This is a genomic window from Anoxybacillus eryuanensis (assembly GCF_051200995.1).
GTDB lineage: Bacteria > Bacillota > Bacilli > Bacillales > Anoxybacillaceae > Anoxybacillus > Anoxybacillus tengchongensis.
The window spans coordinates 1-26,504 of the sequence record NZ_JBPODS010000012.1 but is presented as its reverse complement, the minus strand read 5'-3'; the positions used below and the strand labels follow the sequence as shown (position 1 = coordinate 26,504).

At 41.6% G+C, this 26,504-nt stretch carries 19 protein-coding genes and 5 pseudogenes; 21 read left to right on the top strand and 3 right to left on the bottom strand.

Annotated features, from left to right (window positions below; translation table 11 throughout):
- Positions 1–108 precede the first annotated feature (108 nt).
- The 8 genes from rpoN to eno all read left to right on the top strand — a co-directional run bounded on the left by rpoN (position 109) and on the right by eno (position 8,771).
- On the top strand, positions 109–1,389 hold the full coding sequence (gene rpoN / locus HNQ84_RS11210; RefSeq protein ID WP_435622162.1) for an RNA polymerase factor sigma-54: 1,281 nt from the start codon (positions 109–111) through the stop codon (positions 1,387–1,389).
- A gap of 12 nt (positions 1,390–1,401) precedes the next feature.
- The gene (locus HNQ84_RS11205; RefSeq protein ID WP_435622161.1) at positions 1,402–1,635 is read left to right on the top strand and encodes a glutaredoxin family protein; all 234 of its coding nucleotides are present in this window, start codon (positions 1,402–1,404) and stop codon (positions 1,633–1,635) included.
- 135 nt (positions 1,636–1,770) lie between these two features.
- Positions 1,771–2,802, top strand: coding sequence for a sugar-binding transcriptional regulator (locus tag HNQ84_RS11200; RefSeq protein ID WP_435622160.1), 1,032 nt, complete (start codon positions 1,771–1,773; stop codon positions 2,800–2,802).
- 36 nt (positions 2,803–2,838) lie between these two features.
- Positions 2,839–3,846 carry a type I glyceraldehyde-3-phosphate dehydrogenase gene (gene gap, locus HNQ84_RS11195; RefSeq protein WP_032101170.1) on the top strand — a complete coding sequence of 336 codons (1,008 nt, stop codon included), beginning with the start codon at positions 2,839–2,841 and terminating at the stop codon, positions 3,844–3,846.
- A 116-nt stretch (positions 3,847–3,962) separates the two neighbouring features.
- Positions 3,963–5,147, top strand: coding sequence for a phosphoglycerate kinase (locus HNQ84_RS11190; RefSeq protein ID WP_435622159.1), 1,185 nt, complete (start codon positions 3,963–3,965; stop codon positions 5,145–5,147).
- 17 nt (positions 5,148–5,164) lie between these two features.
- Positions 5,165–5,920 carry a triose-phosphate isomerase gene (tpiA, locus tag HNQ84_RS11185; RefSeq protein ID WP_435622158.1) on the top strand — a complete coding sequence of 252 codons (756 nt, stop codon included), beginning with the start codon at positions 5,165–5,167 and terminating at the stop codon, positions 5,918–5,920.
- Complete coding sequence (gene gpmI, locus HNQ84_RS11180; RefSeq protein WP_435622157.1) at positions 5,917–7,452, top strand: 2,3-bisphosphoglycerate-independent phosphoglycerate mutase; 1,536 nt, start codon at positions 5,917–5,919, stop codon at positions 7,450–7,452. The genes tpiA and gpmI overlap by 4 nt, the downstream gene beginning before the upstream one ends.
- Before the next feature lie 23 nt (positions 7,453–7,475).
- A complete protein-coding gene (gene eno / locus HNQ84_RS11175) occupies positions 7,476–8,771 on the top strand; it encodes a phosphopyruvate hydratase (protein ID WP_004892483.1) in 1,296 nt (431 codons plus the stop codon).
- Positions 8,772–8,808: 37 nt separating this feature from the next.
- Here the strand turns inward: eno and HNQ84_RS11170 are convergent, their stop codons facing one another.
- Entirely contained in the window at positions 8,809–9,009 is a 201-nt protein-coding gene (locus HNQ84_RS11170) for a hypothetical protein (RefSeq protein ID WP_042894412.1), read from the bottom strand.
- A gap of 558 nt (positions 9,010–9,567) precedes the next feature.
- On the opposite strand from HNQ84_RS11170, the gene HNQ84_RS11165 reads away from it, so the two are divergent.
- The 10 genes and pseudogenes from HNQ84_RS11165 (at position 9,568) to HNQ84_RS11120 (ending at position 23,143) form a co-directional block, all read left to right on the top strand.
- A complete protein-coding gene (locus HNQ84_RS11165) occupies positions 9,568–16,539 on the top strand; it encodes a DNRLRE domain-containing protein (protein ID WP_435622156.1) in 6,972 nt (2,323 codons plus the stop codon).
- 61 nt (positions 16,540–16,600) lie between these two features.
- The gene (locus HNQ84_RS11160) at positions 16,601–17,515 is read left to right on the top strand and encodes a hypothetical protein (protein ID WP_043968325.1); all 915 of its coding nucleotides are present in this window, start codon (positions 16,601–16,603) and stop codon (positions 17,513–17,515) included.
- A gap of 12 nt (positions 17,516–17,527) precedes the next feature.
- Positions 17,528–17,785 (top strand): annotated as a pseudogene (locus tag HNQ84_RS11155) (RHS repeat-associated core domain-containing protein); the annotation flags it as partial.
- A 111-nt stretch (positions 17,786–17,896) separates the two neighbouring features.
- A complete protein-coding gene (locus HNQ84_RS11150) occupies positions 17,897–18,226 on the top strand; it encodes a hypothetical protein (RefSeq protein WP_035021241.1) in 330 nt (109 codons plus the stop codon).
- 289 nt (positions 18,227–18,515) lie between these two features.
- Positions 18,516–19,658, top strand: a pseudogene (locus HNQ84_RS11145) (RHS repeat-associated core domain-containing protein); the annotation flags it as partial.
- A 13-nt stretch (positions 19,659–19,671) separates the two neighbouring features.
- Complete coding sequence (locus tag HNQ84_RS11140) at positions 19,672–20,115, top strand: DUF4304 domain-containing protein (protein ID WP_012575999.1); 444 nt, start codon at positions 19,672–19,674, stop codon at positions 20,113–20,115.
- A 435-nt stretch (positions 20,116–20,550) separates the two neighbouring features.
- A complete protein-coding gene (locus HNQ84_RS11135; RefSeq protein ID WP_006324135.1) occupies positions 20,551–20,874 on the top strand; it encodes a hypothetical protein in 324 nt (107 codons plus the stop codon).
- A gap of 225 nt (positions 20,875–21,099) precedes the next feature.
- Positions 21,100–21,825 (top strand): annotated as a pseudogene (locus tag HNQ84_RS11130) (RHS repeat-associated core domain-containing protein); the annotation flags it as partial.
- 120 nt (positions 21,826–21,945) lie between these two features.
- Complete coding sequence (locus tag HNQ84_RS11125; RefSeq protein ID WP_435622155.1) at positions 21,946–22,803, top strand: leucine-rich repeat domain-containing protein; 858 nt, start codon at positions 21,946–21,948, stop codon at positions 22,801–22,803.
- Between the two features lie 19 nt (positions 22,804–22,822).
- Positions 22,823–23,143, top strand: a complete 321-nt coding sequence (locus tag HNQ84_RS11120; protein ID WP_006322705.1) for a ribonuclease E inhibitor RraB — start codon at positions 22,823–22,825, stop codon at positions 23,141–23,143.
- 377 nt (positions 23,144–23,520) lie between these two features.
- On the opposite strand, the gene HNQ84_RS11115 is transcribed toward HNQ84_RS11120, so the two are convergent.
- On the bottom strand, positions 23,521–23,613 hold the full coding sequence (locus tag HNQ84_RS11115) for a hypothetical protein (RefSeq protein WP_242401255.1): 93 nt from the start codon (positions 23,611–23,613) through the stop codon (positions 23,521–23,523).
- Positions 23,614–23,641: 28 nt separating this feature from the next.
- Here HNQ84_RS11115 and HNQ84_RS11110 point away from each other — a divergent pair, with 28 nt between their 5' ends.
- Together HNQ84_RS11110 and HNQ84_RS11105 are read left to right on the top strand one after the other, a co-directional pair.
- The gene (locus tag HNQ84_RS11110; RefSeq protein ID WP_435622211.1) at positions 23,642–25,150 is read left to right on the top strand and encodes an RHS repeat domain-containing protein; all 1,509 of its coding nucleotides are present in this window, start codon (positions 23,642–23,644) and stop codon (positions 25,148–25,150) included.
- Positions 25,151–25,170: 20 nt separating this feature from the next.
- A complete protein-coding gene (locus HNQ84_RS11105) occupies positions 25,171–25,509 on the top strand; it encodes an Imm8 family immunity protein (protein ID WP_035020810.1) in 339 nt (112 codons plus the stop codon).
- 92 nt (positions 25,510–25,601) lie between these two features.
- On the opposite strand, the pseudogene HNQ84_RS11100 reads toward HNQ84_RS11105, so the two are convergent.
- Positions 25,602–25,976, bottom strand: a pseudogene (locus HNQ84_RS11100) (IS701 family transposase); the annotation flags it as partial.
- Between the two features lie 230 nt (positions 25,977–26,206).
- Between HNQ84_RS11100 and HNQ84_RS11095 the strand changes: the two are divergent.
- Positions 26,207–26,410 (top strand): annotated as a pseudogene (locus tag HNQ84_RS11095) (RHS repeat domain-containing protein); the annotation flags it as partial.
- Between the last annotated feature and the right edge of the window lie 94 nt (positions 26,411–26,504).

Genomic DNA, 26,504 nt, shown 5'->3' with positions numbered 1-26,504 from the left:
TGATAACATGCCGTCGGTGCATATGCATAGTAGAAAAAACATCCAATATGTTTTTATCGTCTCTCCCTAAAAGAGATGATAAAATGAGGATGAAGGGAGATGGCATGAATGGAGATGCAATTAACGCAAAGGCAAGAGCTAAAAGTTGCGTTGACAAAAGAGCTTGTACAGGCGATTGAATTGTTGCAATATTCGACGCTAGAGTTACAATCGCTTTTACATGAGCAGGCGCTTGAAAATCCATTTATCGAGCTACGCGAACGAAAACGAACGGTTAATAAGCGACGAGAACGAACGGATCAGAAGCATTATATCGAAAATGTAAGCGCTTTTAATCGTTCACTCGCTTCTCATTTGCATGCTCAACTTGTCGGAATGTATATATGTGACAAAGAGAGAAGAGCACTTGATTATTTAATTGCGTCACTTGATGAATATGGTTATTTGCATACAACAATTGCAGAGGCGGCTTGCCATCTTCAAATAGAAGAAACGATTGTGTCGCGGGCACTTCATATTTTACGTTCACTTGATCCTGCGGGGGTAGGAGCGGAAAATTTGCCGCATTGTCTATATTTACAACTCATTCGTCTTCCTCAAAGGAATGAGCTAGCAGAGACGATTGTGACGGAGTATTTCGAGCCATTTGTTCATAAAAAATGGAAAGAAATGAAAGCAAAACTAGGTGTGGAGTTAGCAGACTTACAGCGAGTGTGGGAGCTTATTCGTACGCTTCATCCACGCCCAGGAAGTTTGTATAACGATGAACAAATGACGTACATTGTGCCCGATGTCATCGTGTCATATAGTAATGGGGCATGGAGTGTAACGATAAATGAAGACATCATTCCAACAATCGTATGGAATGAATCGTACGAACGAAAAGTACAGACGGATGATCCGCGTGTTCAAAAATATATTGAAGAAAAAAGACAACAGTTTCTTTGGATTCAACGTTGTTTAACTCAGCGAGCCACGACGATTGAGCAAATTGCATGTGAGCTCGTTTATCGACAACGCGATTATTTTGAGAAAGGTTCGCTCCATATGAAGCCACTTACGATGCGCGAAGTTGCAACGGCGCTAAACATTCATGAATCGACTGTCAGTCGCGCAGTGAAGAATAAATATATGCAAACCCCCCACGGTTTAATTGACATGCGTCGCTTTTTTACAAGCGGTGTGGATGAACATGCGTCTCAAGAAAAAGTAAAAAGCTTAATTGCGGAATTAATTAAGCAAGAAAATGGGCAAAAACCTCTTTCTGATCAAAACATTGCTGATTTACTCGAGCAACGCTACAATATTTGTGTAGCGCGGCGAACGGTTGCGAAATATCGTGAACAACTTCATATTCCGCCAGCTTCGAAACGAAAGCAATATGCATGAAGGGGACAAAACATGAAAGTCGTCGTATATTCGAAACAAAACTGCTGTCTTTGCGATGAAGCCAAATCTATCCTTCGCGAGTTACAAGTGGAGTGGGAAGAAGTCGATATTTATAAAGATGAGCGATTACTCGAACAGTACCATCTTATGATTCCTGTCATTGAAATCGATGGACATATCGTTGCGTACGGTCGCATTCACAAAGATGTCATAAGAAAGCGATTACAACAAATGCGAAGCAGTTGAATAACGTTTCACTTCCTGTTACAATAAAGTTGTAGCAGGGGTGAATTTTTTTGGACCAAGTGGGACACAATATGACGTAGTGGGACTTAAAACGTCCAGATAGAGAAAAAAGTGAGTAAAAAGGAAGAATAAGTCATGCGACAATGGATTGATGTTCAACGAAAATTGTTGCCTGATCTTCTCGCTATTATGCAAAAACGTTATGAAATTTTGCAGCACATTCGCTTAATGCAACCGATCGGACGGCGGACGCTTTCGCTAAACTTAGGAATTAGCGAGCGTGTCTTGCGGTCGGAAGTGCAGTTTTTAAAGGAACAAAACTTGCTTGATATAACAGCTGCAGGCATGAGCGTGACGTCGGAAGGAAATGATGTGCTCATGCAACTTGAAGACATGATGCGAGAAGTGTTAGGGCTAAAAGAGTTGGAAAGAAAAATAAAAAAGAAACTTCCTGTCGAAGATGTCATTGTCGTTGCTGGTGATAGTGATCAGTCTCCTTGGGTGAAAAGAGAGATGGGAAGAGCTTGTGTCTCACGTATAAAGCACTCACTAAAAGGAAATGACATTGTGGCAGTAACTGGTGGAACAACCCTTGCTGCGGTTGCTGAAATGATGACACCTGATGTCAAATACCGCGATGTACTATTTGTTCCAGCGCGCGGTGGACTTGGAGAAGATGTAACAAATCAAGCAAACACGATCTGTGCGCGCATGGCTGAAAAAGCAATGGGACATTATCGTTTGCTACATGTTCCTGATCAATTAAGTGCTGAAACGTATCAATCAATTATTGAAGAGCCTGCCATTAAAGAAGTGCTTGAATTAATTAAGTCATCAACGATCGTCATTCACGGTATAGGTGACGCGAAAACGATGGCGGAGCGAAGAAAAACCCCTCCAGAAGAGATGGCAAAAATTGAGCAAAATAAAGCGGTGGCGGAGGCGTTTGGATATTACTTTAATCAATATGGAGAAGTTGTTCATAAAGTAAATACAGTTGGTATTCAACTCGAAGATGTACGCCACGTTCCTTGTGTCATTGCAGTCGCAGGAGGCGCTTCGAAAGCAAAAGCAATTCAAGCGTATATGAAACAGGCAAATCGGTGCATCTTAATTACAGATGAAGGTGCAGCAAAACAGTTAGTACGGGATGATTCATCCCTCTAAAATATATTCCTACAATTCCAAAGGAGGACAAAAACGATGGCAGTAAAAATTGGTATTAACGGTTTTGGTCGTATCGGCCGTAACGTATTTCGCGCAGCATTAAAAAATCCTGAAATTGAAGTAGTTGCAGTTAACGACTTAACAGATGCAAAAACGTTAGCACATCTTTTGAAATATGACTCTGTTCACGGCACTTTAGATGCAGAAGTTACAGTAAATGGTAATAACATCGTTGTCAACGGCAAAGAAATTATTGTAAAAGCAGAGCGCGACCCAGCAAACTTAGGATGGGGCGAGCTTGGTGTCGATATCGTTGTTGAATCAACAGGACGTTTCACAAAACGCGAAGACGCAGCGAAACATTTAGAAGCAGGTGCGAAGAAAGTGATCATTTCTGCACCAGCGACAAATGAAGACATTACAATCGTCATGGGCGTAAACCAAGACAAATATGATCCAGCAAACCATCATGTCATTTCAAACGCATCTTGTACAACAAACTGCTTAGCGCCATTTGCAAAAGTATTACATGAAAAATTCGGCATCATCCGTGGTATGATGACAACTGTTCACGCGTATACAAACGACCAACAAATTCTTGACTTACCACACAAAGATTTACGTCGTGCACGCGCAGCAGCAGAATCGATCATCCCAACATCAACAGGTGCAGCAAAAGCGGTAGCACTTGTATTGCCTGAATTAAAAGGAAAATTAAATGGTATGGCGATGCGCGTACCAACACCAAACGTATCTGTTGTTGACCTTGTTGCTGAACTTGAAAAAGAAGTCACTGTTGAAGAAGTAAACGCAGCGTTAAAAGCAGCGGCAGAAGGTGAATTAAAAGGCATTCTTGCTTACAGCGAAGAGCCGCTTGTTTCTCGTGACTACAACGGTTCAACAGCTTCTTCGACAATCGATGCGCTTTCAACAATGGTCATGGAAGGTCGCATGGTGAAAGTTCTTTCTTGGTACGACAACGAAACAGGATATTCTCATCGTGTTGTTGACCTTGCTGCATACATTGCATCAAAAGGTTTATAATTTTTTGGATTGTTTGCCCAAAACGGTTTATAATAAATAGTTGGACATACCGAGAAGGGGAGCGGGGATCATCCCCACTCCCTTTCTATGTATCACACGAATAAGGAGGCCTTTCCATGAACAAAAAAACAGTTCGTGACATTGATGTGAAAGGAAAACGTGTATTTTGCCGCGTCGATTTCAACGTGCCAATGCAAAACGGTGTCGTAACTGACGATACGCGTATTCGCGCCGCGCTCCCAACGATTCAATATTTAATGGAGCAAGGAGCAAAAGTCATTTTAGCGAGCCATCTTGGTCGCCCGAAAGGAAAAGTCGTTGAAGAGATGCGCTTAAATGCTGTGGCAGAACGTCTGAGCGAACTGCTCGGCAAACGTGTTGTGAAAACAGATGAAGCGTATGGCGATGCGGTGAAAGCTGCGATTGCCGAAATGAATGAAGGCGATGTGTTGTTGCTTGAAAACGTACGCTTCTATCCTGGCGAAGAGAAAAACGATCCAGAGTTAGCAAAAGCATTTGCAGAACTTGCTGATATATACGTAAACGATGCGTTCGGTGCAGCACATCGCGCACATGCATCGACAGAAGGAATTGCCCATCACTTGCCTGCTGTCGCTGGATTTTTAATGGAAAAAGAAATCGAAGTGTTAGGAAAGGCGTTATCAAACCCGGACCGTCCGTTTACGGCAATTATTGGTGGCGCAAAAGTAAAAGATAAAATTGGTGTCATCGAAAACTTACTAGACAAAGTCGATAATTTAATTATTGGTGGCGGATTAGCGTACACATTTGTAAAAGCGCTCGGTCATGAAATTGGAAAATCGTTACTAGAAGAGGATAAAATTGAATTAGCGAAATCGTTCATGGAAAAAGCGAAAGAAAAAGGCGTAAACTTCTACATGCCTGTGGATGCAGTCGTAGCTGACGATTTTTCAAACGACGCGAACAAAAAAGTAGTCAATATCGACGAAATTCCAAGTGATTGGGAAGGACTTGACATCGGTCCGAAAACACGCGAATTGTATCGCGACGTCATTTTGAAATCGAAACTTGTTATTTGGAACGGTCCGATGGGTGTGTTCGAAATGGACGCGTTCGCTGAAGGAACAAAAGCTGTCGCACAAGCGCTTGCTGACGCGCAAGATACGTATACAGTCATCGGCGGCGGGGATTCAGCAGCGGCAGTTGAAAAATTTGGACTTGCAGACAAAATGGATCACATTTCAACAGGTGGCGGGGCGTCGCTTGAATTTATGGAAGGTAAACAACTTCCAGGTGTCGTAGCTTTAAATGATAAGTAAGAAAGGAGCTAAAAGCGATGCGGAAGCCGATTATTGCAGGAAACTGGAAAATGCATAAAACGTTAAACGAAGCGCTTCAATTTGTGGAAGAAGTAAAACATGCCGTTCCTTCAAACGAGCAAGTGGACACGGTCGTATGTGCCCCAGCGTTATTTTTAGCCCATTTAGTTGAGGCAACAAAGGGAACAAATGTGAAAATTGGTGCGCAAAACATGCATTTTGAAGAGCAAGGTGCTTTTACAGGGGAAATTAGTCCTGTTGCGTTAAAAGATCTCGGAGTTGAGTATGTCATCATTGGGCACTCCGAACGCCGTGAAATGTTTGCTGAAACAGATGAAACAGTCAACAAAAAAGTAGTTGCTGCGTTTAAACATGGACTTGTACCGATTGTTTGTTGCGGAGAGACGTTAGCAGAGCGCGAAAGCAACCGCACAAACGAAGTCGTTGGTGCACAAGTTGAAAAAGCGCTTGAAGGCTTAACAGAAGAACAAGTAAAGCAAGTCGTCATCGCCTATGAGCCAATTTGGGCGATTGGAACAGGAAAATCGTCCACAGCAGACGATGCCAACAACGTATGCGGCTACATTCGACAAGTCATTGCGAACAAATTTTCACAAGAAGCGGCTAATGCGGTACGCATTCAATACGGTGGTAGCGTAAAACCGGAAAATATCGGTGCGTTTTTAGCGGAAGAACATATTGACGGTGCGCTTGTTGGCGGTGCGAGCTTACAACCACAATCGTTTTTACAACTCGTGGAGGCAGGAAAATGAGCAAAAAACCAGTAGCATTAATTATTTTAGACGGCTTTGCTCTTCGTGAAGAAACGTTTGGCAACGCGGTCGCCCAAGCGAAAAAGCCAAACTTTGATCGCTATTGGAATGAATACCCACATGCAACGTTAACCGCATGCGGGGAAGCCGTTGGCTTACCTGAAGGGCAAATGGGAAACTCTGAAGTTGGTCATTTGAACATCGGTGCTGGGCGTATTGTATACCAAAGTTTAACGCGTGTGAATATCGCTATTCGCGAAGGGGAGTTTGAGCGCAACGAAACGTTTTTAGCAGCGATGGACCATGTGAAAAAACACGGAACAAATTTACACATCTTTGGTCTTCTTTCGGACGGTGGCGTGCATAGCCACATTAATCATTTGTTTGCCCTCTTGAAGCTCGCGGCAAAAGAAGGCGTAAAAAACGTGTATATTCACGGCTTTTTAGACGGACGTGACGTCGGTCCGCAAACAGCGAAAACGTACATTCAACAGTTAAATGAACAAATCGCACAAATCGGTGTCGGTGAAATCGCGACATTATCGGGTCGTTATTACTCGATGGACCGCGATAAACGTTGGGAGCGTGTCGAAAAAGCATATCGTGCGATGGTATACGGCGAAGGTCCATCATACCGTGATCCGCTTGCGTGCATCGATGATTCGTACGCAAACGGCATTTACGATGAGTTCGTCTTGCCGTCTGTGATCGTCCGTGAAGACGGAACGCCAGTCGCAACGATTCAAGATAATGATGCGGTCATTTTTTACAATTTCCGTCCTGACCGTGCGATTCAAATTTCAAACACGTTTACGAATGACGACTTCCGTTCATTCGATCGTGGACCGAAACATCCGAAAAACTTATTTTTCGTATGCTTAACGCACTTTAGTGAAACAGTAAAAGGGTACGTGGCATTTAAGCCGACGAACCTTGATAATACGCTCGGTGAAGTATTGTCACAAAATGGGTTAAAACAATTGCGTATTGCCGAAACAGAAAAATATCCGCACGTTACATTCTTTATGAGCGGCGGACGTGAAGAAAAGTTCCCTGGCGAAGAGCGTATTTTAATTGACTCGCCAAAAGTAGCAACATACGACTTAAAGCCAGAAATGAGCGCATACGAAGTAACAGAAGCGCTATTAAAAGAAATTGACGCAGATAAATTCGATGCGATTATTTTAAACTACGCCAATCCGGACATGGTCGGTCACTCTGGAAAATTAGAACCAACGATTAAAGCGGTCGAAGCAGTCGATGAATGTTTAGGAAAAGTTGTCGATGCGATTCTTGCAAAAGGCGGTATTGCGATTATTACTGCAGACCACGGAAATGCCGACGAAGTGTTAAATCCAGACGGCAGTCCGAATACGGCGCATACGACAAATCCGGTGCCTGTGATCGTGACGAAAAAAGGCATTACGCTTCGACAAGATGGCATTTTAGGCGATTTAGCGCCAACGATGCTTCATTTACTCGGGTTACAACAACCAAAAGAAATGACAGGAAAAACATTAATTCAAAACTAACATTGTAAAAGGAGAGATGAACGATGCCAACAATTATCGACATTTATGCTCGTGAAGTATTAGACTCTCGCGGCAATCCGACAGTAGAAGTAGAAGTATACACAGAATCCGGTGCGTTCGGACGTGCGCTCGTACCGAGCGGAGCTTCAACTGGTGAATACGAAGCGGTTGAATTGCGTGATGGTGACAAAGGCCGTTACCTTGGTAAAGGTGTATTACAAGCAGTGAAAAACGTAAATGAAGTCATTGCACCAGCATTAATTGGTAGCTACGATGTGACAGAGCAAGTTGCCATCGACCGTGCATTAATTGCACTAGACGGTACAGAAAATAAAGGGAAATTAGGTGCTAACGCTATTCTTGGCGTATCGATGGCTGTTGCACGCGCAGCTGCTGACTACTTAGGCATTCCTCTATATCAATATTTAGGCGGATTTAACGCAAAAACATTGCCAGTGCCAATGATGAACATTTTAAACGGCGGTGCGCATGCAGATAACAACGTTGACATTCAAGAATTTATGATTATGCCAGTGGGCGCACCAAACTTCCGTGAAGCGCTCCGTATGGGTGCGGAAATTTTCCATAGCTTAAAATCAGTGTTAAAAGCAAAAGGCTACAATACAGCTGTTGGTGATGAAGGCGGCTTTGCGCCAAACTTAAAATCAAACGAAGAAGCGCTTGAAACAATTATTGAAGCGATTGAAAAAGCAGGCTACAAACCAGGCACAGAAGTGATGCTTGCGATGGACGTGGCATCTTCTGAGCTATATAACAAAGAAACAGGCAAATACCATTTAGAAGGCGAAGGTGTTGTGAAAACGTCGGAAGAAATGGTTGCTTGGTATGAAGAGCTTGTCAACAAATATCCGATCATCTCGATCGAAGACGGCTTAGACGAAAACGACTGGGCTGGTCATAAATTATTAACAGAACGCCTTGGCAAAAAAGTACAACTTGTCGGTGACGATTTATTCGTAACAAATACGAAAAAATTAGCACAAGGCATCGAACAAGGTGTCGGCAACTCGATCTTAATTAAAGTAAACCAAATCGGTACGTTAACCGAAACATTTGAAGCGATTGAAATGGCAAAACGCGCAGGCTACACAGCTGTTATTTCTCACCGTTCTGGTGAAACAGAAGATAGCACCATCGCAGACATCGCCGTCGCAACAAACGCGGGTCAAATTAAAACAGGTGCGCCATCACGCACAGACCGCGTCGCGAAATACAACCAATTGCTTCGCATTGAAGATCAACTAGGTGAAACAGCAGTATACGATGGAATAAAAACATTCTACAACTTGAAGAAGTAAAAAATAAGGATGCCTTCGCATGAGGGCATCCTTTCTTTCAAGTTTTTCTTTTCTTTTGGATATATTGCACTACAATGAAAATAAATACAAGAAAGAGTAGCACATCAATAACCCAATCGAGGGAGTATGTTTTTAAAAAATCCTTTGCGGTACTTTTTATGACTAATAATAAAAGACTAACGATTAACCCTATGATAACGCCTGTCATGGTAGTAAATATAATTTTTGCTTTACTCATTTTTGTATCCCTCTGTTGAATTTATATCGTTTTATCAAATAAGGATGTCTTCGTATCAGGATTAATTTTGTTTTTGTGGTTTGTTGAAAGTTCAGACTAGACAAATGAGTGTTTCTCATGGTCAACAAGTTAAGAAAGTAGCAACATTCGTATAATATTAGAATTTATTCCGTGTATTGTCAATTGGCATTCTGTCAAATCAAGTACATCAAAATATGCGAAATTGGAGCCCAATCTAAAAGATTTGTCCTCGGCGGATTCATCAGTAGGCGCGGTTAATGTTTCATTGTACTTTTCTTGAATAAGTATAATCAAATCCTCCAAAAAAATCATTAATTGTTCATCTACTCCTCACATTCCTCATAGCGGGATGATCGTACAAAACAATTGAAAAAAACCGTTATCACTACTGTTTGAAAGGTTAAGTGATAAAATCGATTTCTGTCGAATAATGACGAAAGTTGTTTGTCGAAAAATATTGCGAGTATGTTTTTTATAGCATAAAATCTCCTCATGCAGTTCGAATTAGACAACTTAGGATTGATAGGGAGAGAAAACATGAGGCATCTAAGGACATGGTTTGTTTGGTGGTTAGTATTTTTATTAGTTTTTACGAGTATTCCTATGGAGGGATTGGCGGAGTTCATCTATTCTAAATCTGACAATGCGATGAAACAATCACCTCTTAAAGTACCAGAAGCGCCCAGCATCAACTTGAAGCCGGGAGAGCTGATAGGGGAACGAACAGAGAATACGAAAGTGTATTACAATGGTGATGGTACGTTTACCAGAAAAATTTTCTTTGAACCGATTCATATTAAGAAAAAGAACGAAAAACAATTTGAGGAAGTTTCCACTTTCTTCATCGACCATCCCAATCATGTTCAAGCAGAGAATACGATTTTGGAACCTCGTTTTTACAAGAAAATGGTGGATGGAGAATATGCAAAATTTCTGTATAATGAATATTCCATTTCTTATTCTATTTTAGAAGCATCAGGGAATGGACTGAAGCCGATTCAAGCGAAAGATGTTCCCGCTATTTATAAGAAAAAAGACAATAAGATTGTGCATAAAAATATTTTTCCAAATATAGACTTGCAAAATATCGTATTTAACGAATCAACGAAAGAAGATTTAGTTCTTCACTCTTTTACGGGCTATCACATTTTCAAATTTCGTTTGAAAACCGATTTGCATGCCAATATTCAAGACGATGGATCGATTTTATTTACAAACAAAGAAAATGAAAAAGTATTTGAACTCCCTAAACCATTTATGGTCGATTCGAATATCGACGAACACTCGGGAGAAGCACAGCGCTCGGAACATGTAACATACGAACTTCAACAGGATGATCAAGGGTATATTTTAACGGTTAAAGCTGATCCGCAGTGGTTGAAAGATCCGAAGCGCGTCTATCCGGTTTATATTGACCCTAGCACTTCTGTTGCTATTGCTGCTGATGCATTTGTAATGAGCGCCTATCCGACAACGAACTATAGTTCTGCATCAAGTAAATGGGATGCTGGGCAAGGGCAATATGTGTTAAAAGTCGGTTATTATGATGGAATGACAGGGACTTGTTATGGGTTTTTGAACCCTGACATATCCGACGTTGAAAACATGAACGTAACGAACGCTACTTTTAACGTGTACGTTACACACTCCTATTATGCAACAACCGCAACCGGCTTATGGTTGGATGCGGTCAACGGCTCATGGTCTGCGAGCACTTTAACATGGAATAATAAACCTTCCTCCACCAACATTGGCAAGGTTGATGTCGCAAGAGACCAATGGGCGCAATTTGATGTAACGAATACGGTAAAAGAATGGGCATCCGGGACAAAGCCAAATTACGGATTTAAACTTCATACGAATGGCAATGGACAAACGTATTGGAAAAAGGTTGTCTCCACCACGAATAGCAGTTATAAACCATATTTGTCTGTTACGTATACGATACCAGTTCCAAATACGCCGACAGGAACGGCCTTCAGTAATGGGGATGGCACAGGATATATCAATTTATCATGGGATCCGGTTCCTGGTGCTACGGGTTATAAAGTTTGGATTTATAACGGGAAATCATATGAAGCGTTTGATGTAGGCAATGTCACTTCCTGGAGTACAAAGGGGAAAAAAATCTGGCCGACCCCTTCTGAAATTAGCGCTGGAAGATACGACCTGCACCAAGATCAGTTAGGGACGGAGCTTGCTGTCGATCCTTCCCCGGTCTATCGAAATTCAGGAGGAAGTTATCCGAATAGCAAGAACTACTGGTTCCGAGTCAGTGCGATTTTTCCTCAAGGCGAAAGCGCCATGTCAGGCGCGTATATGCCGACCATTCCGAATTTGGCAAAACCATCTGCTCCGACGGGGGTAAGTTATACAAACGGAAATGGAACAGGATATATCGATTTCAAATGGAATCCTGTGAGTGGAGCGACGGGGTATAAAATTTGGATTTTTAACGGTTCCTACTATGAATCGTTAGATGTCGGGAACGTCACTTCTTGGACAACGAAAAACAAAAAGTATTGGCCAACCTCCACGGAAATTCATGCAGGTAGATATAAGTTGCATGTAAACGATGGTCTTGGCACAGAATTAGCTGTTGACCCGTCCCCGGTCTACGCTAATGCAGGAACAAAATACGCAACGGCTACCAACTACTGGATTCGAGTAAGTGCCTATAACTCTCAAGGGGAAACCGTCTTTTCGGATGCGTATATGCCGAAAATTTCGGAGTTGCTGATACCACCAGCGCCTTCAGGATTTTCCTACAGTAACCAGTTAGGCAGTCACTCTGGTTATGTCATGCTAGATTGGGATAAAATCGAGGGTGCTACGGGGTACAAGGTTTGGATTTTTAATGGGCTTTACTATGAAGCCTTTGATGTAGGAGATGTAGATCATTGGACGACACAAAATAAAGGAATTTGGCCGACCCCTGAAGAAATCGAACAAGGGAATTCTAGTACTTTAACGCTGCATCATGATGGAAAAGGATTAGAACTACCGAGAGATCCTTCGCCAATGTATGCGAAAATGGGAACAAAATACGCAACGAGCACGAGCTATTGGTTCCGTCTCAGTGCCTATGATGCGGACGGTGAGACCATCTTTTCGAGCAATGCATTCACGGTCAAAATTCCTGAGGCGGTTGAATATTTAGGGGAGGAAGATTACTGGTCGATCATTGATGTGCCGTATGGGAGCGTCAATGCCGCTACGGGTAATCTCATGATAGATGAACAAGATGTTTCGATTTCAGGTAGGGGGCTAGGACTTGGTCTATCCAGAACCTACAATAGCTTGTCTCCATGGACCGGTTTATTCGGAAAAGGCTGGCACAGCGATGCGGAAATGAATATCGTCGCGCAAGGAAATGAAGCGCGATTGACGGATGAAGACGGGACGCTTCACATATTTATGAAACGAGCCGACGGAACATACCAAGCGCCAACCGGTGTTTATTTGGAATTAAGTGAAACGACCACTGAGTGGATCGTGAAATCGAAAGATCAAACGAAAATGTATTTTAATAAAAGCGATGGCAAGTTAACCAAAATGGTCGACGGTCATGGGAACGCAACGACGTACGGTTATTTGAATGGAAAGCTTACGTCGATTACGGACGCATCGGGAAGAAAATTAGACATTCAGTATCGTCCAGACGGAAAGATCGAAAAAATCATAGGCCCGATGAATCGGACGGTGACATATGGCTACACGAATGATTTGTTAACGACGGTGACTCAGACGGGCGGAGAAGTGACAAGATATGAATACAATGAGATTGATCGTCTAGTAAAAGTATTCGAGCCGACACATACGGAGGATCAGCCAGTTGTCAATCAGTTCGTGTACGATGGTGACAGGCTCAGTCAAGTACGTGATTCTGAAGACCATGTATACACATTGACCTATGATCCAACGGAACGGCGATTGCTCATACAAAAGCCGAATGGCCGCAAAACTCAATATACTTTCAACGAGGCGGGTAACCCGATTGAGGTTGTGGATGACGTAGGCGGCTTAAATATTACAACGAAATATGTGTATGAAGGCAACAATTTAAAGGAATCATACGATCCGAATGATGTTGGGGCCACTACACCGACGGAATCATATACGTACGATGCGAATGGAAATGTGTTAACAGCGAAGGATAGCTATGGGACCGAAACATACCAGTATAATCCAAATAACGATGTTATCTCCATGACAGATACAGAAGGCGACAAGACAACGGTTGCGTATGATGGCTTAAATCCAGTATCCGAAACCGATCAATCGGGAAAAACGTCTTCTGTAGCGAAGTACGATTCCTATGGAAATGTGATTGAAGAAAGTGACGCATTGGGCAGTGCGACCAATTTACTCTCTAATCACGGCTTTGAACAGGGAACGACCGCTTGGACTGTGCTTCGTTCGTATGATTCCGGGCAGTTACAGGAAGATACGAATGTTTATAATGGGTTGAATGGACGAAAGAAGTTAAAAATCACAGTGAATTCCACGTCGCCTAGTACAGAAGGCGGTTATGTGGCCGCTACTCAAGAAATTGCGGTAAAACCGAATGCGACATACACATTAAGTGGAAAAATCAAAACAAATTTAACGAAAGCCAGTGCGTTCTTTAATGTTGAATTTTTAGATAGCCAAAATCGTCGAATTTCTTGGGCGGACAATCGTTATAGTCAATTGGTAGGCACAAGACCTTGGACAGAGCGGCAAGTGACGTTTACCACTCCTTCGAACGTGGCGAAAGTACGCGTCTATTTAGAGGTCGAGCATCAATCACCAACCGCATCAGGGGAAGCATGGTTTGATAATGTTCAATTAGAGGAAGCCCAAGTTTCTTCCAGCTATAATCCCGTGTTAAACAGCAGCTTCGAAGGAAGCGTGACGAATTGGAGCGGAACGGGCGGAAGCGTCGATCATACGGAATCGTTCGACGGGGCTTACTCTCTCAAAATATCGAGAACCAGCACCACACAATCAGCGAGTGAATATAAGCAGACGGTGATCGTAGGGCAAACTTCAAGTGATACGCCGCTTCGTCTGACACTCACAGGTCTTTCCAAAGCGCAGGATGTCAAAGCCAACGGTACCGTGAGTGCAAGCGATTATTCCATTACCGCGAACGTGTATTTTGTAGACGGAACGACTCAAACGTATACGGCTGATTTTCCGATCGGTACGCAAGATTGGAACCGTGCGGCCATTTCGATCAATCCGTCTAAGCCTATTGACAAAGTGGACGTATCCGCTATGTTCCGCGGAAACTACACAGGAACGGTCTGGTTTGACGCCATTCGCTTGATGGAAGGCAACGTCGTAACGAAAAACAAGTATGACGCCAATGGCAACTATGTAGAGGAAGAAACCGATGAAGCCGGGTATGTCACGAAAAAGAACTATGATGCCGTAGGAAATCTGTTGAGCGAATACGATGAGAAGGGAAATCAAAAACAGTACAAGTATGACCCATCCAATCGTTTAAAACAACTCTTATTGGCGAACGGAACTTCTGTCAACTATGACTATGACTTGAACGGTAACATGACTTCGAAAGTCATTCAAACGAGCAGCGGTCCGTCACAAGGATTTACCTATTCTTATGATAAGACGGGAAAACTTCTGAAAACGGTCGGTCCGCTTAACGATGTGACAACAAATGAATATGATGCGAACGGCAATAAAATTAAAACCGTCTTGCCGAAAGGAAATACAATTCAATGGACGTATGACGGGACGGAACGGGTCGACACGATTTCTTACAATGGAGTTCCGTATTACGAATTCAGTTACGACAAAAACGGAAACGAACTGTCTGTGCAATATGTAAAGGATGGCACGACGAAGACAAGAAAATTTGACTCGGCGAATCGGGTCATCGAACAGTCCGACCGCGGGGGATTGCAAAAATGGACGTATCCGATCACCTCGGATAAATTGCAACAGTTCCTGTTCTCGCATGGATCGTTTAGCCAAACCGTCACCTATCAATACAATGCCTTGGACCAAAATACCATCGTCCAAGACGGAACGTATACGTATCGCTTTGATTATGACGAAAGAGGACACGTTCGCACATTTACGACTGGAAACGGAGCGGGAGCCACCTTCACGTATGATGACCGCGGCTTGGTGAAAAGTCTGTCAGTGGGGACGGCAGATGGAACCGAGTTATTGGCGGAAACGTACCGTTATGACGAAAACGGCAATCGGACGCGAATCGAAACGTCGAACGGGGACGTCACGGTGTACAGCTATGATGAGCTCGATCAGTTGAAGACCGAACAATGGCCAGATGGTACAAAAGTCGAATATGCCTATGACGGATTCGGAAACCGGAAGCAAATCGTGAAAACCAAGGATGGGCAGTCGGCGACGACAACGGCTGATTATAATGCGGCGAATCAGTTGGTTCGTTTCGGTGACGAAACAATCACGTACGATGCGAACGGCAACCGATTGGAAGACGGCCAGTATCAATATGAATGGAACGCAGCCGACCAGCTCGTCTCCATCACAAGAAAAGGCGAAAGCACGCCGTTTGTGACGTACAAATACGATGAAGACGGCCGACGCATCCAAAAGAATGTGAATGGCGTCGTTACGAACTATCATTACCAAGGCGACAGCCTCAACGTTCTGTATGAAACTGATGCGGGTGGAAATGTGGTAAGATCGTATATATACGGAGAAAACGGTCAGCTCCTTGCCATGAAGAAAGGCACAGCAACGTATTTTTACCACTATAACGCCCATGGCGATGTCATCGCCCTAACGGATGCGCAAGGAAACATCGTGGCCCGTTACCAATACGATGCGTGGGGGAACATTCTTTCCCAATCCGGCGCCTTGGCGGACGAAAACCCATACCGATATGCGGGATACCAATATGACCAAGAAACGGGTCTCTATTACTTAATTGCCCGATACTATCATCCAACGCATGGCGTGTTCCTATCTTTAGACCCAGACCCAGGGGATGCGGACGATATCCTCACGCAGAATGGGTATGCGTATGCGAACAACAATCCAGTGATGTTGGTGGATCCAGATGGGCATTGGGTGTGGATGGCAGTAGGAGCGTTAATCGGAGGAGTATCGTCGTATAAGTCTGCAAAAAGTAGAGGTCTCAAAGGTTGGAAGTTGTGGGGTTCTGTTGCAATAGGAGCTGGTTTAGGTGCTATCGGTGGAATAGGCTCAGGTGCTTACCGTGCAGCTAAAGTTGCAAGAAATATTTACAATATTACTAAGGGTCCTGCATATGTTAGAGGGAGAGCCGCGCACCAAGCATGGACAAAAGCTATGAAAAGAGTTGTTCCTGGAGGCAAATATGATAAACCATTAAGAGGTACTAAAAAACGTCCAGACCTTCAATTTTTTAGAGGAAGGGTTGTCGTTGAATTAAAACCAAAAGGTTCTTGGAAAAGAAGCTATGTAAAAAGGCAACTCAAGAATTATAAGAAAGCCGGCGCATGGATTATAATTAAGGCAAGTTATTAAAGATATTTTGGGACACACACTTAGAGTGTGTCCCTCTTTGATAGTTTTAGGGGTGAAAAATATGAATCAATATGAGGAGACGGTTAGAAATTTAGTTAATAATTTTAATGAGCATAATATAGATATAGTTGCTCAAGATTTAGCTAAGATGGGAAGGGACATAATTACTATCTTACAAAAATACTTTTATAAAGTAGATCCTAATGGTAAGATTGGGATATTAGAAACATTGAAATTATTAAATGACAGTAGTGTAATCCCTTTTCTGAAAGCTATTCTTGAAGATGAGACAGAGATATTTTTTGTTAAAGCTTATGCAGAAAGTGTATTGGATTTTTTAGAGGGTAAAGAAACTCAATTAAAAAGAAAAATTCACAATTTATCTAAAAAAAGTGGCACGGATTTAATCGCAGATATAGCTATGATAGGAACAATTGGCGATTACAATGCTATAAGAGAATTAGACAAAATCAAGACGGATAACAAAGAGGTACTGGAACAAATCAAGGTAGCAAAATTACAAATAATGTGTGGAATAGAAGAAATAATCAAGGAGTACAGAAAACCAGATTCCCGTTATTCTCATAAAGCATTAGCAGAGGCTATTTATCATTCATTTGATCATCCAGAAGCATCAAAAGTTATAATAGAAGATCTCTTTAGTGAGGAATTTGAGCGTATTTTTAGTGCCGTTACTCTACTTGCTTTCGCGGAAAAATTTCCTAAGGACAAAGTTACCAGGGATGTAGTAAATAAGTTCTTTGAAATTTTAACGGGTGATTTTAATACAACACTAAAGAATCATGCCATACTTGCAATAGGTAGATATGGAAATACTGATGATGCATCAAGGCTTGAAAGAATTGTTGAGGAAAAAAAGTATTTAACAAAAAAGAAATTTTGGAAATGGCTAAGTGAAAGCGCACTATTAGACGATATCAAAATCACAATAAAGAAATTGAAACGAAAGAAATAGACGATTCACACTCTAAATGAGCAACAAGGAAACATTGTGTTCCGTTACCAATATGATTCGTGGGGGAACATTCTTTCCCAGTTTGGCGCCTTGGCGGATGAAAACCCATACCGATATGCGGGATACCAATATGACCAAGAAACGGGTCTGTATTATCTGATTGCCCGGTACTACCATCCGGTGCATGGCGTGTTCCTTTCTCTAGACCCAGACCCAGGGGATGCGGACGATATCCTCACGCAGAATGGGTATGCGTATGTGAACAACAATCATAAGTAAAAAGTGTGTTTAAAATAGTTTGACAAAAGCGTCTTCCCATTCAATTCTTGATGGAAGACGCTCATTGTCTTAACTTGCACCTATGTTTTAGGAGGGGGAAATTTGCTTATTCGATCATATTTATACACTCAAGATAAAAATGAATCTTTTTCAATTATAGAAAATGTAATAAGTGTATTTAAGGGAAATTTTACAAATTACACCATTTTAAAAAACGAACCATATTGGAAAGATCCCAATTTATTTGTGGTAGAAGTGAAACTAAGCACCTACACAAGTTTTTCGATAGAAGATATAGAAGAAGGGTTGAGAAGCATTGCTGATAAGTGGCTTTATTTTGGAAATCCCGTTGATGAAGCATTGGCTTCAGATACAATGGAAGGTTGTCGGTTTCTAATAACGGGGGTTAAGATGATCAACATTTTTATTTAACATATCCACTGAGAAGTCTCCCACCCCTTAACAGAATGTAGGTGGGAGAAGTACATTTACAATAGATGAGCAAATTAAATAACACAAAATTACATATTAGTAAAAAGAAGTAATTACCTGATTCCTTGGCTGGAACAGTGTAAATTAGTACATTATTAAGTGCCAGGCACATGTTGAACGGGGCGTCCAATAGCGGAACAATCCACTGATTGGACAGCCCCTTTTTTATTGGAGTCATCGACACCTAATCGAGCCGCTACCGTTGATTAACGAGTCATTTCACTTGCTACATGACGAGAGAGGACACGTTCGCACGTTTACGACTGGAAACGGAGCGGGCGCAACCTTCACGTATGATGACCGTGGCTTGGTGAAAAGTCTGTCAGTGGGGACGGCAGATGGAACCGAGTTATTGGCGGAAACGTACCGTTATGACGAAAACGGCAATCGGACCGAAGATGGTGAGTACCAATATGAATGGAACGAAGCCGATCAGCTTGTCGCTATCACTCGAAAAGGAGAAAGCGCGCCGTTTGTGACGTACAAATACGATGAAGACGGCCGACGCATCCAAAAGAATGTGAATGGCGTCGTGACGAACTACCACTACCAAGGCGACAGCCTCAACGTCTTGTATGAAACCAATGCGAGTGGAACTGTGGTACAATCGTATGTATACGGAGAAAACGGCCAGCTGTTGGCAATGAAAAAAGGCGGGGCGACGTATTTCTATCACTATAACGCGCATGGCGATGTCATCGCCCTAACGGATGCGCAAGGAAACATCGTGGCCCGTTATCAATACGATGCATGGGGGAACATTCTTTCCCAATCTGGCGACTTAGAGGACGAAAACCCATATCGATACGCAGGATACCAATATGACAACGAAACGGGTCTCTATTACCTGATTGCCCGGTACTACTATCCGGAGCATGGCGTATTCCTATCTCTAGACCCAGACCCAGGGGATGCGGACGATATTCTCACGGAGAATGGGTATGCGTATGCGAACAACAATCCGGTGATGTTAACCGACCCAGATGGAGAGAATCCTTATATAATTATCTTGGTCTCCGTTGGTGGAAGGATTGTTGCTAAAAAAGTAGCCAAATCCTTAATAAAAAAAGCAGTAAAACGAACCGTTAAGAAAGCTGCTAAACGATATACAAAGTCAAATTTAAAATTAGGACGACAAATGCATAAATCATATAAAGCTAATAAGGTACTTAAAGGGGTAAGAGAAAAGGAATTTCGTTTACCAAGTGGAAAAAGAATTGATTTTATTGATTTCGAGAAGAAAATTATATATGAACTTAAACCAAATAACCCACGAGCAATAAAAAAAGGCCTAAAACAATTAAAAGCTTATAAAAAAGAAGTTGAAAAAATTTATGGTAAAGGCTGGAGAACAGTATTAGAAGTTTATTGAGGAGGTAGAGGCGATGGAAAGGAAAGAGTTTAAAAAGATTGTTAATGACTGTTTATTAGCAAACGGTTTCTTGAAAAAAGGCAAATATTATTATAAGGAAAGTCCTGAGGTAATATGTTGCCTTGGATTGCAGAAATCAAATTACTCTAATTGTTATTATGTAAATGTAGGTATAGTGATTAAGGAAATAAATAAAGGGCTAGAGCTTCCACGAGATGTTGACGGTGATATTAGATGTAGGTTCTATTTCAAAGTTGAAGGTAAGGAAGTTGACTGTCTTGACCTTGATAGAATAAATGAAAGTAGTGTTATTGTTTCATCATTAGAAGCGAACATTTCAGAAATAATAAATCCATCGTTAGAACTCGAAGGTCTTAAAGAACTATTAAAGAAGAAACCCGTTCTCTTATACCAAACAACAATTAATGCGAAACAATATTTAGGTATAGATGAATAAGATTTAGCCATAGGGGAGATCTCCTCTATGGCTATTTTGGTTTGGGAGCGTAGTGCCGAATTGTTTAATGCAAAATAAAACTTTAGCAAAATGCAAGATAAAAATTAAGCACTAAATTGGAAACAAAACAGGTCAGTTTTTCTCAAAAAATATAATTTCACAGACACGGCTTTACATGGAGTGGCGTGCATGGTAGGCTGGTTGCCTCTGCGAATTCCTTTTGTGCTGCGGCCTTCGCAAAATAATCCATGCACGCAGAGGATCCATGTCAAGCCTTATAGGGTAAGATAATTTATATTGGTATATGGATTATATTTACTTTTATGGAACATAGAGTGCTGAACTTTTTCATTGCATTTCGCTTAAATTTTTAGTTGCAGAAAACAATCGTAGTAAACAGGAAAGATATTATCCTGATGAATGGAGGCCATGATAATGAACGACTATGAAATACTTTTTCAAAAATATGTAAAAGAATTAAAAGAGGCAATTGAAGAAGAAAAGGAATTTTTAGATCCGAATCTTGACAAAGAGAGATATGAATACGAATTAAGTATTAGCGGAAGAGTAATTGCTGTATTTAGGAAATATTGGTTTGAGTGTGACAAGTTAAACGATAATGAGGAAAATGAATACTATGTAAATCCAAAAGATTTTTGTGTTGATTGGTTGTCAGGTGAACATGAGGAGCTATTTAGAATTATTGAAAAAATGCCATATTATCCAATAGGAATAGACGAACATGGAAATTATGTTTAAAAAAACAGCTGTAATATGGGCTATCTCATGATTTATGAGATAGTCTTTTTATTTTTATGTGAAAAAAATGAATAGAAAACAAAGAAAAAATTTAGGTATATAGGTTGTAATAAAGAATTTCCGATCTCCATGTCCCGTCTTTATCACCTGACAAGCTGGCACGGTGACAAGAAGAGCGAACAATGCCATGTAAAACAAAATTGCAACTTATATAGTTTCTCATCACAAAAAGGTACTACCATGTATTTTTACCACTATAACGCCCATGGCGATGTCATCGCCCTAACGGATGCGCAAGGAAACATCGTGGCCCGTTACCAATACGATGCGTGGGGGAACATTCTTTCCCAATCCGGCGCCTTGGCGGACGAAAACCCATACCGATATGCGGGATACCAATATGACCAAGAAACGGGTCTCTATTACTTAATTGCCCGATACTATCATCCAACGCATGGTGTGTTCCTTTCTTTGGATCCAGACCCAGGGGATGCGGACGATATTCTCACGCAGAATGGGTATGCGTATGCGAACAATAATCCGGTGATGTTGGTCGATCCGGATGGGCATTATGTTCAGTTTATTATATGGGGTTATAGAGGATATAAGTTATATAAGGGTTATCAAAAATACAAAAAAATAAAAAATATTTCCAAGCTCAATAAAATCAAGAAAGGAACAGGTACTTATGTAATTAAATTCCGTAGTGGCTATAGGTATATTGGTAAAGGCAGTTATAAACGCGCAAAATATTCTGCAAGATCTAAAGCAAAGAAGTACGGAGATAAAGTAATATACAGAGCTTGGAGACCTGCTAGATCAGATGATGAAGCGTTTATCAGAGAGTATAAGCTGATGATGAAATACAAGTTTAAACAAGGGGGAAAGTTATATAATAAAATTCATAGTCCTGGAAGAAAGAAGTATTATAATTATTATGGAGAATATTGAAAAATAAGTAAAAAGTGTGTTTAAAAATAGTTTGACAAAAGCGTCTTCCCATTCAATTCTTGATGGAAGACGCTCATTGTCTTAACTTATACCTATGTTTTAGGAGGAGTTATGTATAAGATGATTGAAATAGACGGAATTAAAATCAAAGAAGAACCGACAGGGAATATAATTACAGTAAAATCTGAAAAATTAGATTTATGTATTGACATCATTAATCGTTATGATATCAAGAGAATAAATATAAGGGATGGCAGTTATCACTACCAAGATATTGATTTTCTAGAAAAATGCCCGAATGTTGAAGAGGTTTATATTCGCCATTATAATCTTCAAGACTACTCGGGGCTCTATTCAATCAAAAATTTAAAAATTTTAGCGTTAGATGAAACCAAGAGTAAGATTGATTTGAATTTTGAAAAACTTTCCACCCTGCAAACCTTATACGTTGATTGGCAGCCGAAAATGAAAGGGCTACGTTTTTTAAAAAACTTGAAGGAATTACAGCTGTTTAGGTTTAGTTCTAAAAATAAAGATCTTGGGGATTTAGCGGGTTTATCTCAATTAGAAACGCTTATTCTTACACATGGAAACATCGAAACTTTGAAAGGAATTGAAGAACTGAAGAGTTTAAAAAATCTTCAGCTAAATTATATCCGCGGATTAGCTGATATAGATAGTATTAAATTTCTTCGCGAGTTAGAGTACTTGGAAATACAGTCTTGTAAAAAAATTAGAAGCTTCGAGTGTATAAAAGAGTTAAGAAAATTAAAAAAGTTGATACTGGACAAAGTTGGCGATATTCCTTCACTCAGTTTTGTTAAAAATTTAAAACATTTAAAACATTTAGCTTTTGTCGAATGTAACGTAGTGGATGGTGATTTAAGTTACTGTCAAGGGATTGAATACGTATATTTTACACAAAAGAAACATTACTCGCATAAATTAAAAGATTTTAATTCAATCATTAGCGAATAACAAGGGAGGAGAGTTTTTGATGAGATTTCCTAAAGACGAAGACGGGCAAACGTTGGAACTATTATATAAAAATGGCGTTGATTTTAATAAAAAGCATCAATTAGATTTTTTTATTGTTTTAGAAAATGAAAAAGATGCTTTTGAGCTAGGTCGTGAGCTTGAAGAGCGAAATTTTATGTTTACCATTGAAGAGGATCCAGAAACTAAAGAATGGGTATGCTGTGTAACGAAAGAGATGTATTTAGATTATGATGAAATTGTAAGTTTTCAAAAGGAGCTCAATAAGTTAAGCAAGCCTTTTAATGGTTATTGTGATGGATGGGGGACATTAGTTGAATGAGTAGCCTTTTTCGAAGGGGATGAAAAAGCGCTATATACGTGCAAGGAAAATGATGTGGACCATTGCAGTGAGCTTCGATTGCTGGGAAGAAGCAAGGACGCTCATACGAGCAATGATTTTAGAATTGCATGCTAAGCTGATGTGCTGATCATAGTAAGCTGCGATGCGAAATGAGCGCCTTGCTATAAAGGACAATAGGATAAGGGCGGATCGCTCCGTACTGGCAGAGGACTGCAGGGGGAGTTGTTAGTAAACTACGAGGAATTAAACCCCGCTTGAAGTTGCTAAATGACGTATTATATAATGGGGATTCCATTTAGAGACATAGTGGATTTACAAATTGATTGAATAAAAGCCCTTCTCATTCGAGAGGGGCTTTAATCTTCCCGTACTTCGTTCATAAGCTCTTCAATTTCTTTTCTTCGTTTATCCGTTTCTTCTTTGTCCACACGAAAATGACCATTTTCCAATATGATGACATCGCCGACATTGACAAGAGTGCCTGTCACGTGTCGAGACGGAACGTATACGTATCGCTTTGATTATGACGAAAGAGGCCACGTTCGCACGTTTACGACTGGAAACGGAGCGGGCGCAACCTTCACGTATGATGACCGCGGCTTGGTGAACAGTCTGTCAGTGGGAACAGCGGACGGAACCGAGTTGTTGGCGGAAACGTACCGTTATGACGAAAACGGCAATCGGACGAAAATCGAGTCCCCAACAGGAGAAGCGATTGTTTACCGTTACGATGAGCTCGATCAACTAGTGGAAGAGCAATGGCCGGATGGAACGACGATCGCGTATACGTACGATGGATTCGGCAATCGCAAGCAAATCGTGAAAACGAAAGACGGACTATCCACGACGATCACGGCCGATTATAATGCAGCGAATCAATTGACTCGTTTCGGCGATGAAACGATCACGTACGATGCGAACGGCAACCGTGTCAAAGACGGACAGTATCGATATGAATGGAACGAAGCCGATCAGCTCGTCTCCATCACCCGAAAAGGCGAAAGCACGCCGTTTGTCACATACAAATATGACGAAGACGGCCGCCGCATTCAAAAGAACGTGAATGGCGTGGTGACGAACTACCATTACCAAGGCGACAGCCTCAACGTCTTGTATGAAACCAATGCGAACGGAATTGTGGTACAATCATATGTATACGGAGAAAACGGCCAGCTGTTGGCAATGAAAAAAGGCGGGGCGACGTACTTCTACCACTATAACGCCCATGGCGATGTCATCGCCCTGACGGATGCGCAAGGAAACATCGTGGCCCGTTACCAATACGATGCGTGGGGGAACATTCTTTCCCAATCCGGTGCCTTGGCGGAGGAAAACCCATACCGATATGCGGGATATCAATATGACAAAGAAACGGGTCTCTATTACTTAATTGCCCGGTACTACCACCCAGAACAAGGTGTGTTCCTATCCTTGGATCCAGACCCGGGGGATGCGGACGATATCCTCACACAAAACGGCTATACGTACGCGAACAACAACCCGGTGATGCTGGTCGATCCGGATGGGCATTTTGTGTGGATGGCGATCAATGCGGGATTCGCGGCGTATGATGGGTATAAAGCCTTTAAAAAAGGCGGTTGGAAAGCGGCGGCGGTTGCTGTAGGTGTAGGGCTTGTTGGTGGTGCTGCTTTTAAAGCGTATAGAATTTATAAAGCGAAAGAAACAGCCAAGATTATGAGGATTTTATTGGCGGCTAAGCACGGAAAAGGTAACACTACTATAGAAGTAGGTAGAGTAAGTAAGAGACTAGCAAAAAAGGCTGGGAAAGCATGGGTTGGATCAGGGGCTAAGCCACTTTACAAAAATGGTAAATGGATAGGATATAGAAGTAAAGATAAATCTAAAGTATTTAGAATGCAGTATAAGAAAACAAGAAGGGTATATCAAGCGAATTATGAGGAATTTTATAAGAGTCCTATCAACAAAAAGACATATAAGTTACGAAATGCACACCTGAATTTTTAGCATGGAGGGAACCATATATAATGATAATTCCTGAATTATTTTGTTTAACGATAATGGATGAAGACTGGGGAGAGGAGGTTGATGATTTTTGGATTGAAATTGAAGCGGATATTGGTATCAAGGGGAACTCAGATTCTGCTGAAGTATTTACTATTTATGTTACAAGTCCAAAAAGGTTAGGGAATATGGTGAAGAAGTCAGGATTGGAGATAGCTAGAGGATTGTTTATAATGAAGGACTTTAATATAAAAAGTGTAGAGGATCGTCTCAAAAAAATACTTGCCCATTGTTCAAGAAAAACATGGCACGAAACCGCTCTAGCCATTAGTCGGTATGCTATTTGGGAGTATGAAAACTAAATCGAAGTATAATTGGAAATTTTTTAGATACTGCAGATGAGCATTTTTTATTACAATAATTTCCATGTTCTAAGAGACAAACAGGGTACCGCTTAGGCGACATGGAGCTGTTTTTTGATCACATCAATGGGAATCTCTTGCTTCGCGGCGTTATAAATGAACTCGACGACGCTGTGGCCTTTCCGCGATCGAAGAAGCTCCAATCCGGCGGAGAGGTCTTGCTGGGATTCGGCGATGCTATACACGCAGGAGGAGAGCACCACCGCCCAATACCGTTTCACCGCCCGAATGTGGGGAACTCGGTATCCATCCAGCTTCAGTTGATCTTTCGCCTGGCGGAAAAAGCATTCAATCGTCCGACGCTGGGCGTAGTAACGCAAGATGTCTTTGTCCCCGAGTTCCCAGTCGGTGCTCAAGACGCAATGGAGATGTTCCGGCGCCATCGGCTGATCTGCTTTCCAAGCTAGCTGTAAATTATATACATGCAACATGAAAAGTTAACTTCTCAGTCATCTTGCACACCCTAAGCGCTGCAACACTTCCTCCGGACGTTCGTGGATGTAGTCCACAAACCCAGCAGTGGCCTTTATTAAGTGCCAGATACATGTCCGAACGGGGCGTCCAATAGCCGAACAATCCACTGATTGGACAGTCCCTTTTTTATTAGAGTCATCGACACCTAATGGAGCCGCTACCGTTGATTAACGAGTCATTTCACTTACTACATGACGAAAGAGGACACGTTCGCACATTTACGACTGGAAACGGAGCGGGCGCAACCTTCACGTATGATGACCGCGGCCTCGTGGAAAGCGTTTCGGTCGGTACGGCGGATGGAAAAGAAATTGTATCGGAAACGTACCGTTACGATGAAAATGGCAACCGGACGAAAGTGGAATCTGTAAATTATCATTTTATCCCCGAATAAAACGCCTTCTTTTTTGCAAATTCCTTCGGGATATACTTCTCCCTCTTTCTGAAATAGTATGCTAAAT

Excerpts from the sequence above, each read along its gene's own strand:
- rpoN (WP_435622162.1), top strand. The coding sequence starts at position 109 with ATGGAGATGCAATTAACGCAAAGGCAAGAGCTAAAAGTTGCGTTGACA.
- HNQ84_RS11205 (WP_435622161.1), top strand. The coding sequence starts at position 1,402 with ATGAAAGTCGTCGTATATTCGAAACAAAACTGCTGTCTTTGCGATGAA.
- HNQ84_RS11200 (WP_435622160.1), top strand. The coding sequence starts at position 1,771 with ATGCGACAATGGATTGATGTTCAACGAAAATTGTTGCCTGATCTTCTC.
- gap (WP_032101170.1), top strand. The coding sequence starts at position 2,839 with ATGGCAGTAAAAATTGGTATTAACGGTTTTGGTCGTATCGGCCGTAAC.
- HNQ84_RS11190 (WP_435622159.1), top strand. The coding sequence starts at position 3,963 with ATGAACAAAAAAACAGTTCGTGACATTGATGTGAAAGGAAAACGTGTA.
- tpiA (WP_435622158.1), top strand. The coding sequence starts at position 5,165 with ATGCGGAAGCCGATTATTGCAGGAAACTGGAAAATGCATAAAACGTTA.
- gpmI (WP_435622157.1), top strand. The coding sequence starts at position 5,917 with ATGAGCAAAAAACCAGTAGCATTAATTATTTTAGACGGCTTTGCTCTT.
- eno (WP_004892483.1), top strand. The coding sequence starts at position 7,476 with ATGCCAACAATTATCGACATTTATGCTCGTGAAGTATTAGACTCTCGC.
- HNQ84_RS11170 (WP_042894412.1), bottom strand. The coding sequence starts at position 9,009 with ATGAGTAAAGCAAAAATTATATTTACTACCATGACAGGCGTTATCATA.
- HNQ84_RS11165 (WP_435622156.1), top strand. The coding sequence starts at position 9,568 with ATGAGGCATCTAAGGACATGGTTTGTTTGGTGGTTAGTATTTTTATTA.
- HNQ84_RS11160 (WP_043968325.1), top strand. The coding sequence starts at position 16,601 with ATGAATCAATATGAGGAGACGGTTAGAAATTTAGTTAATAATTTTAAT.
- HNQ84_RS11140 (WP_012575999.1), top strand. The coding sequence starts at position 19,672 with ATGGAAAGGAAAGAGTTTAAAAAGATTGTTAATGACTGTTTATTAGCA.
- HNQ84_RS11135 (WP_006324135.1), top strand. The coding sequence starts at position 20,551 with ATGAACGACTATGAAATACTTTTTCAAAAATATGTAAAAGAATTAAAA.
- HNQ84_RS11125 (WP_435622155.1), top strand. The coding sequence starts at position 21,946 with ATGATTGAAATAGACGGAATTAAAATCAAAGAAGAACCGACAGGGAAT.
- HNQ84_RS11120 (WP_006322705.1), top strand. The coding sequence starts at position 22,823 with ATGAGATTTCCTAAAGACGAAGACGGGCAAACGTTGGAACTATTATAT.
- HNQ84_RS11105 (WP_035020810.1), top strand. The coding sequence starts at position 25,171 with ATGATAATTCCTGAATTATTTTGTTTAACGATAATGGATGAAGACTGG.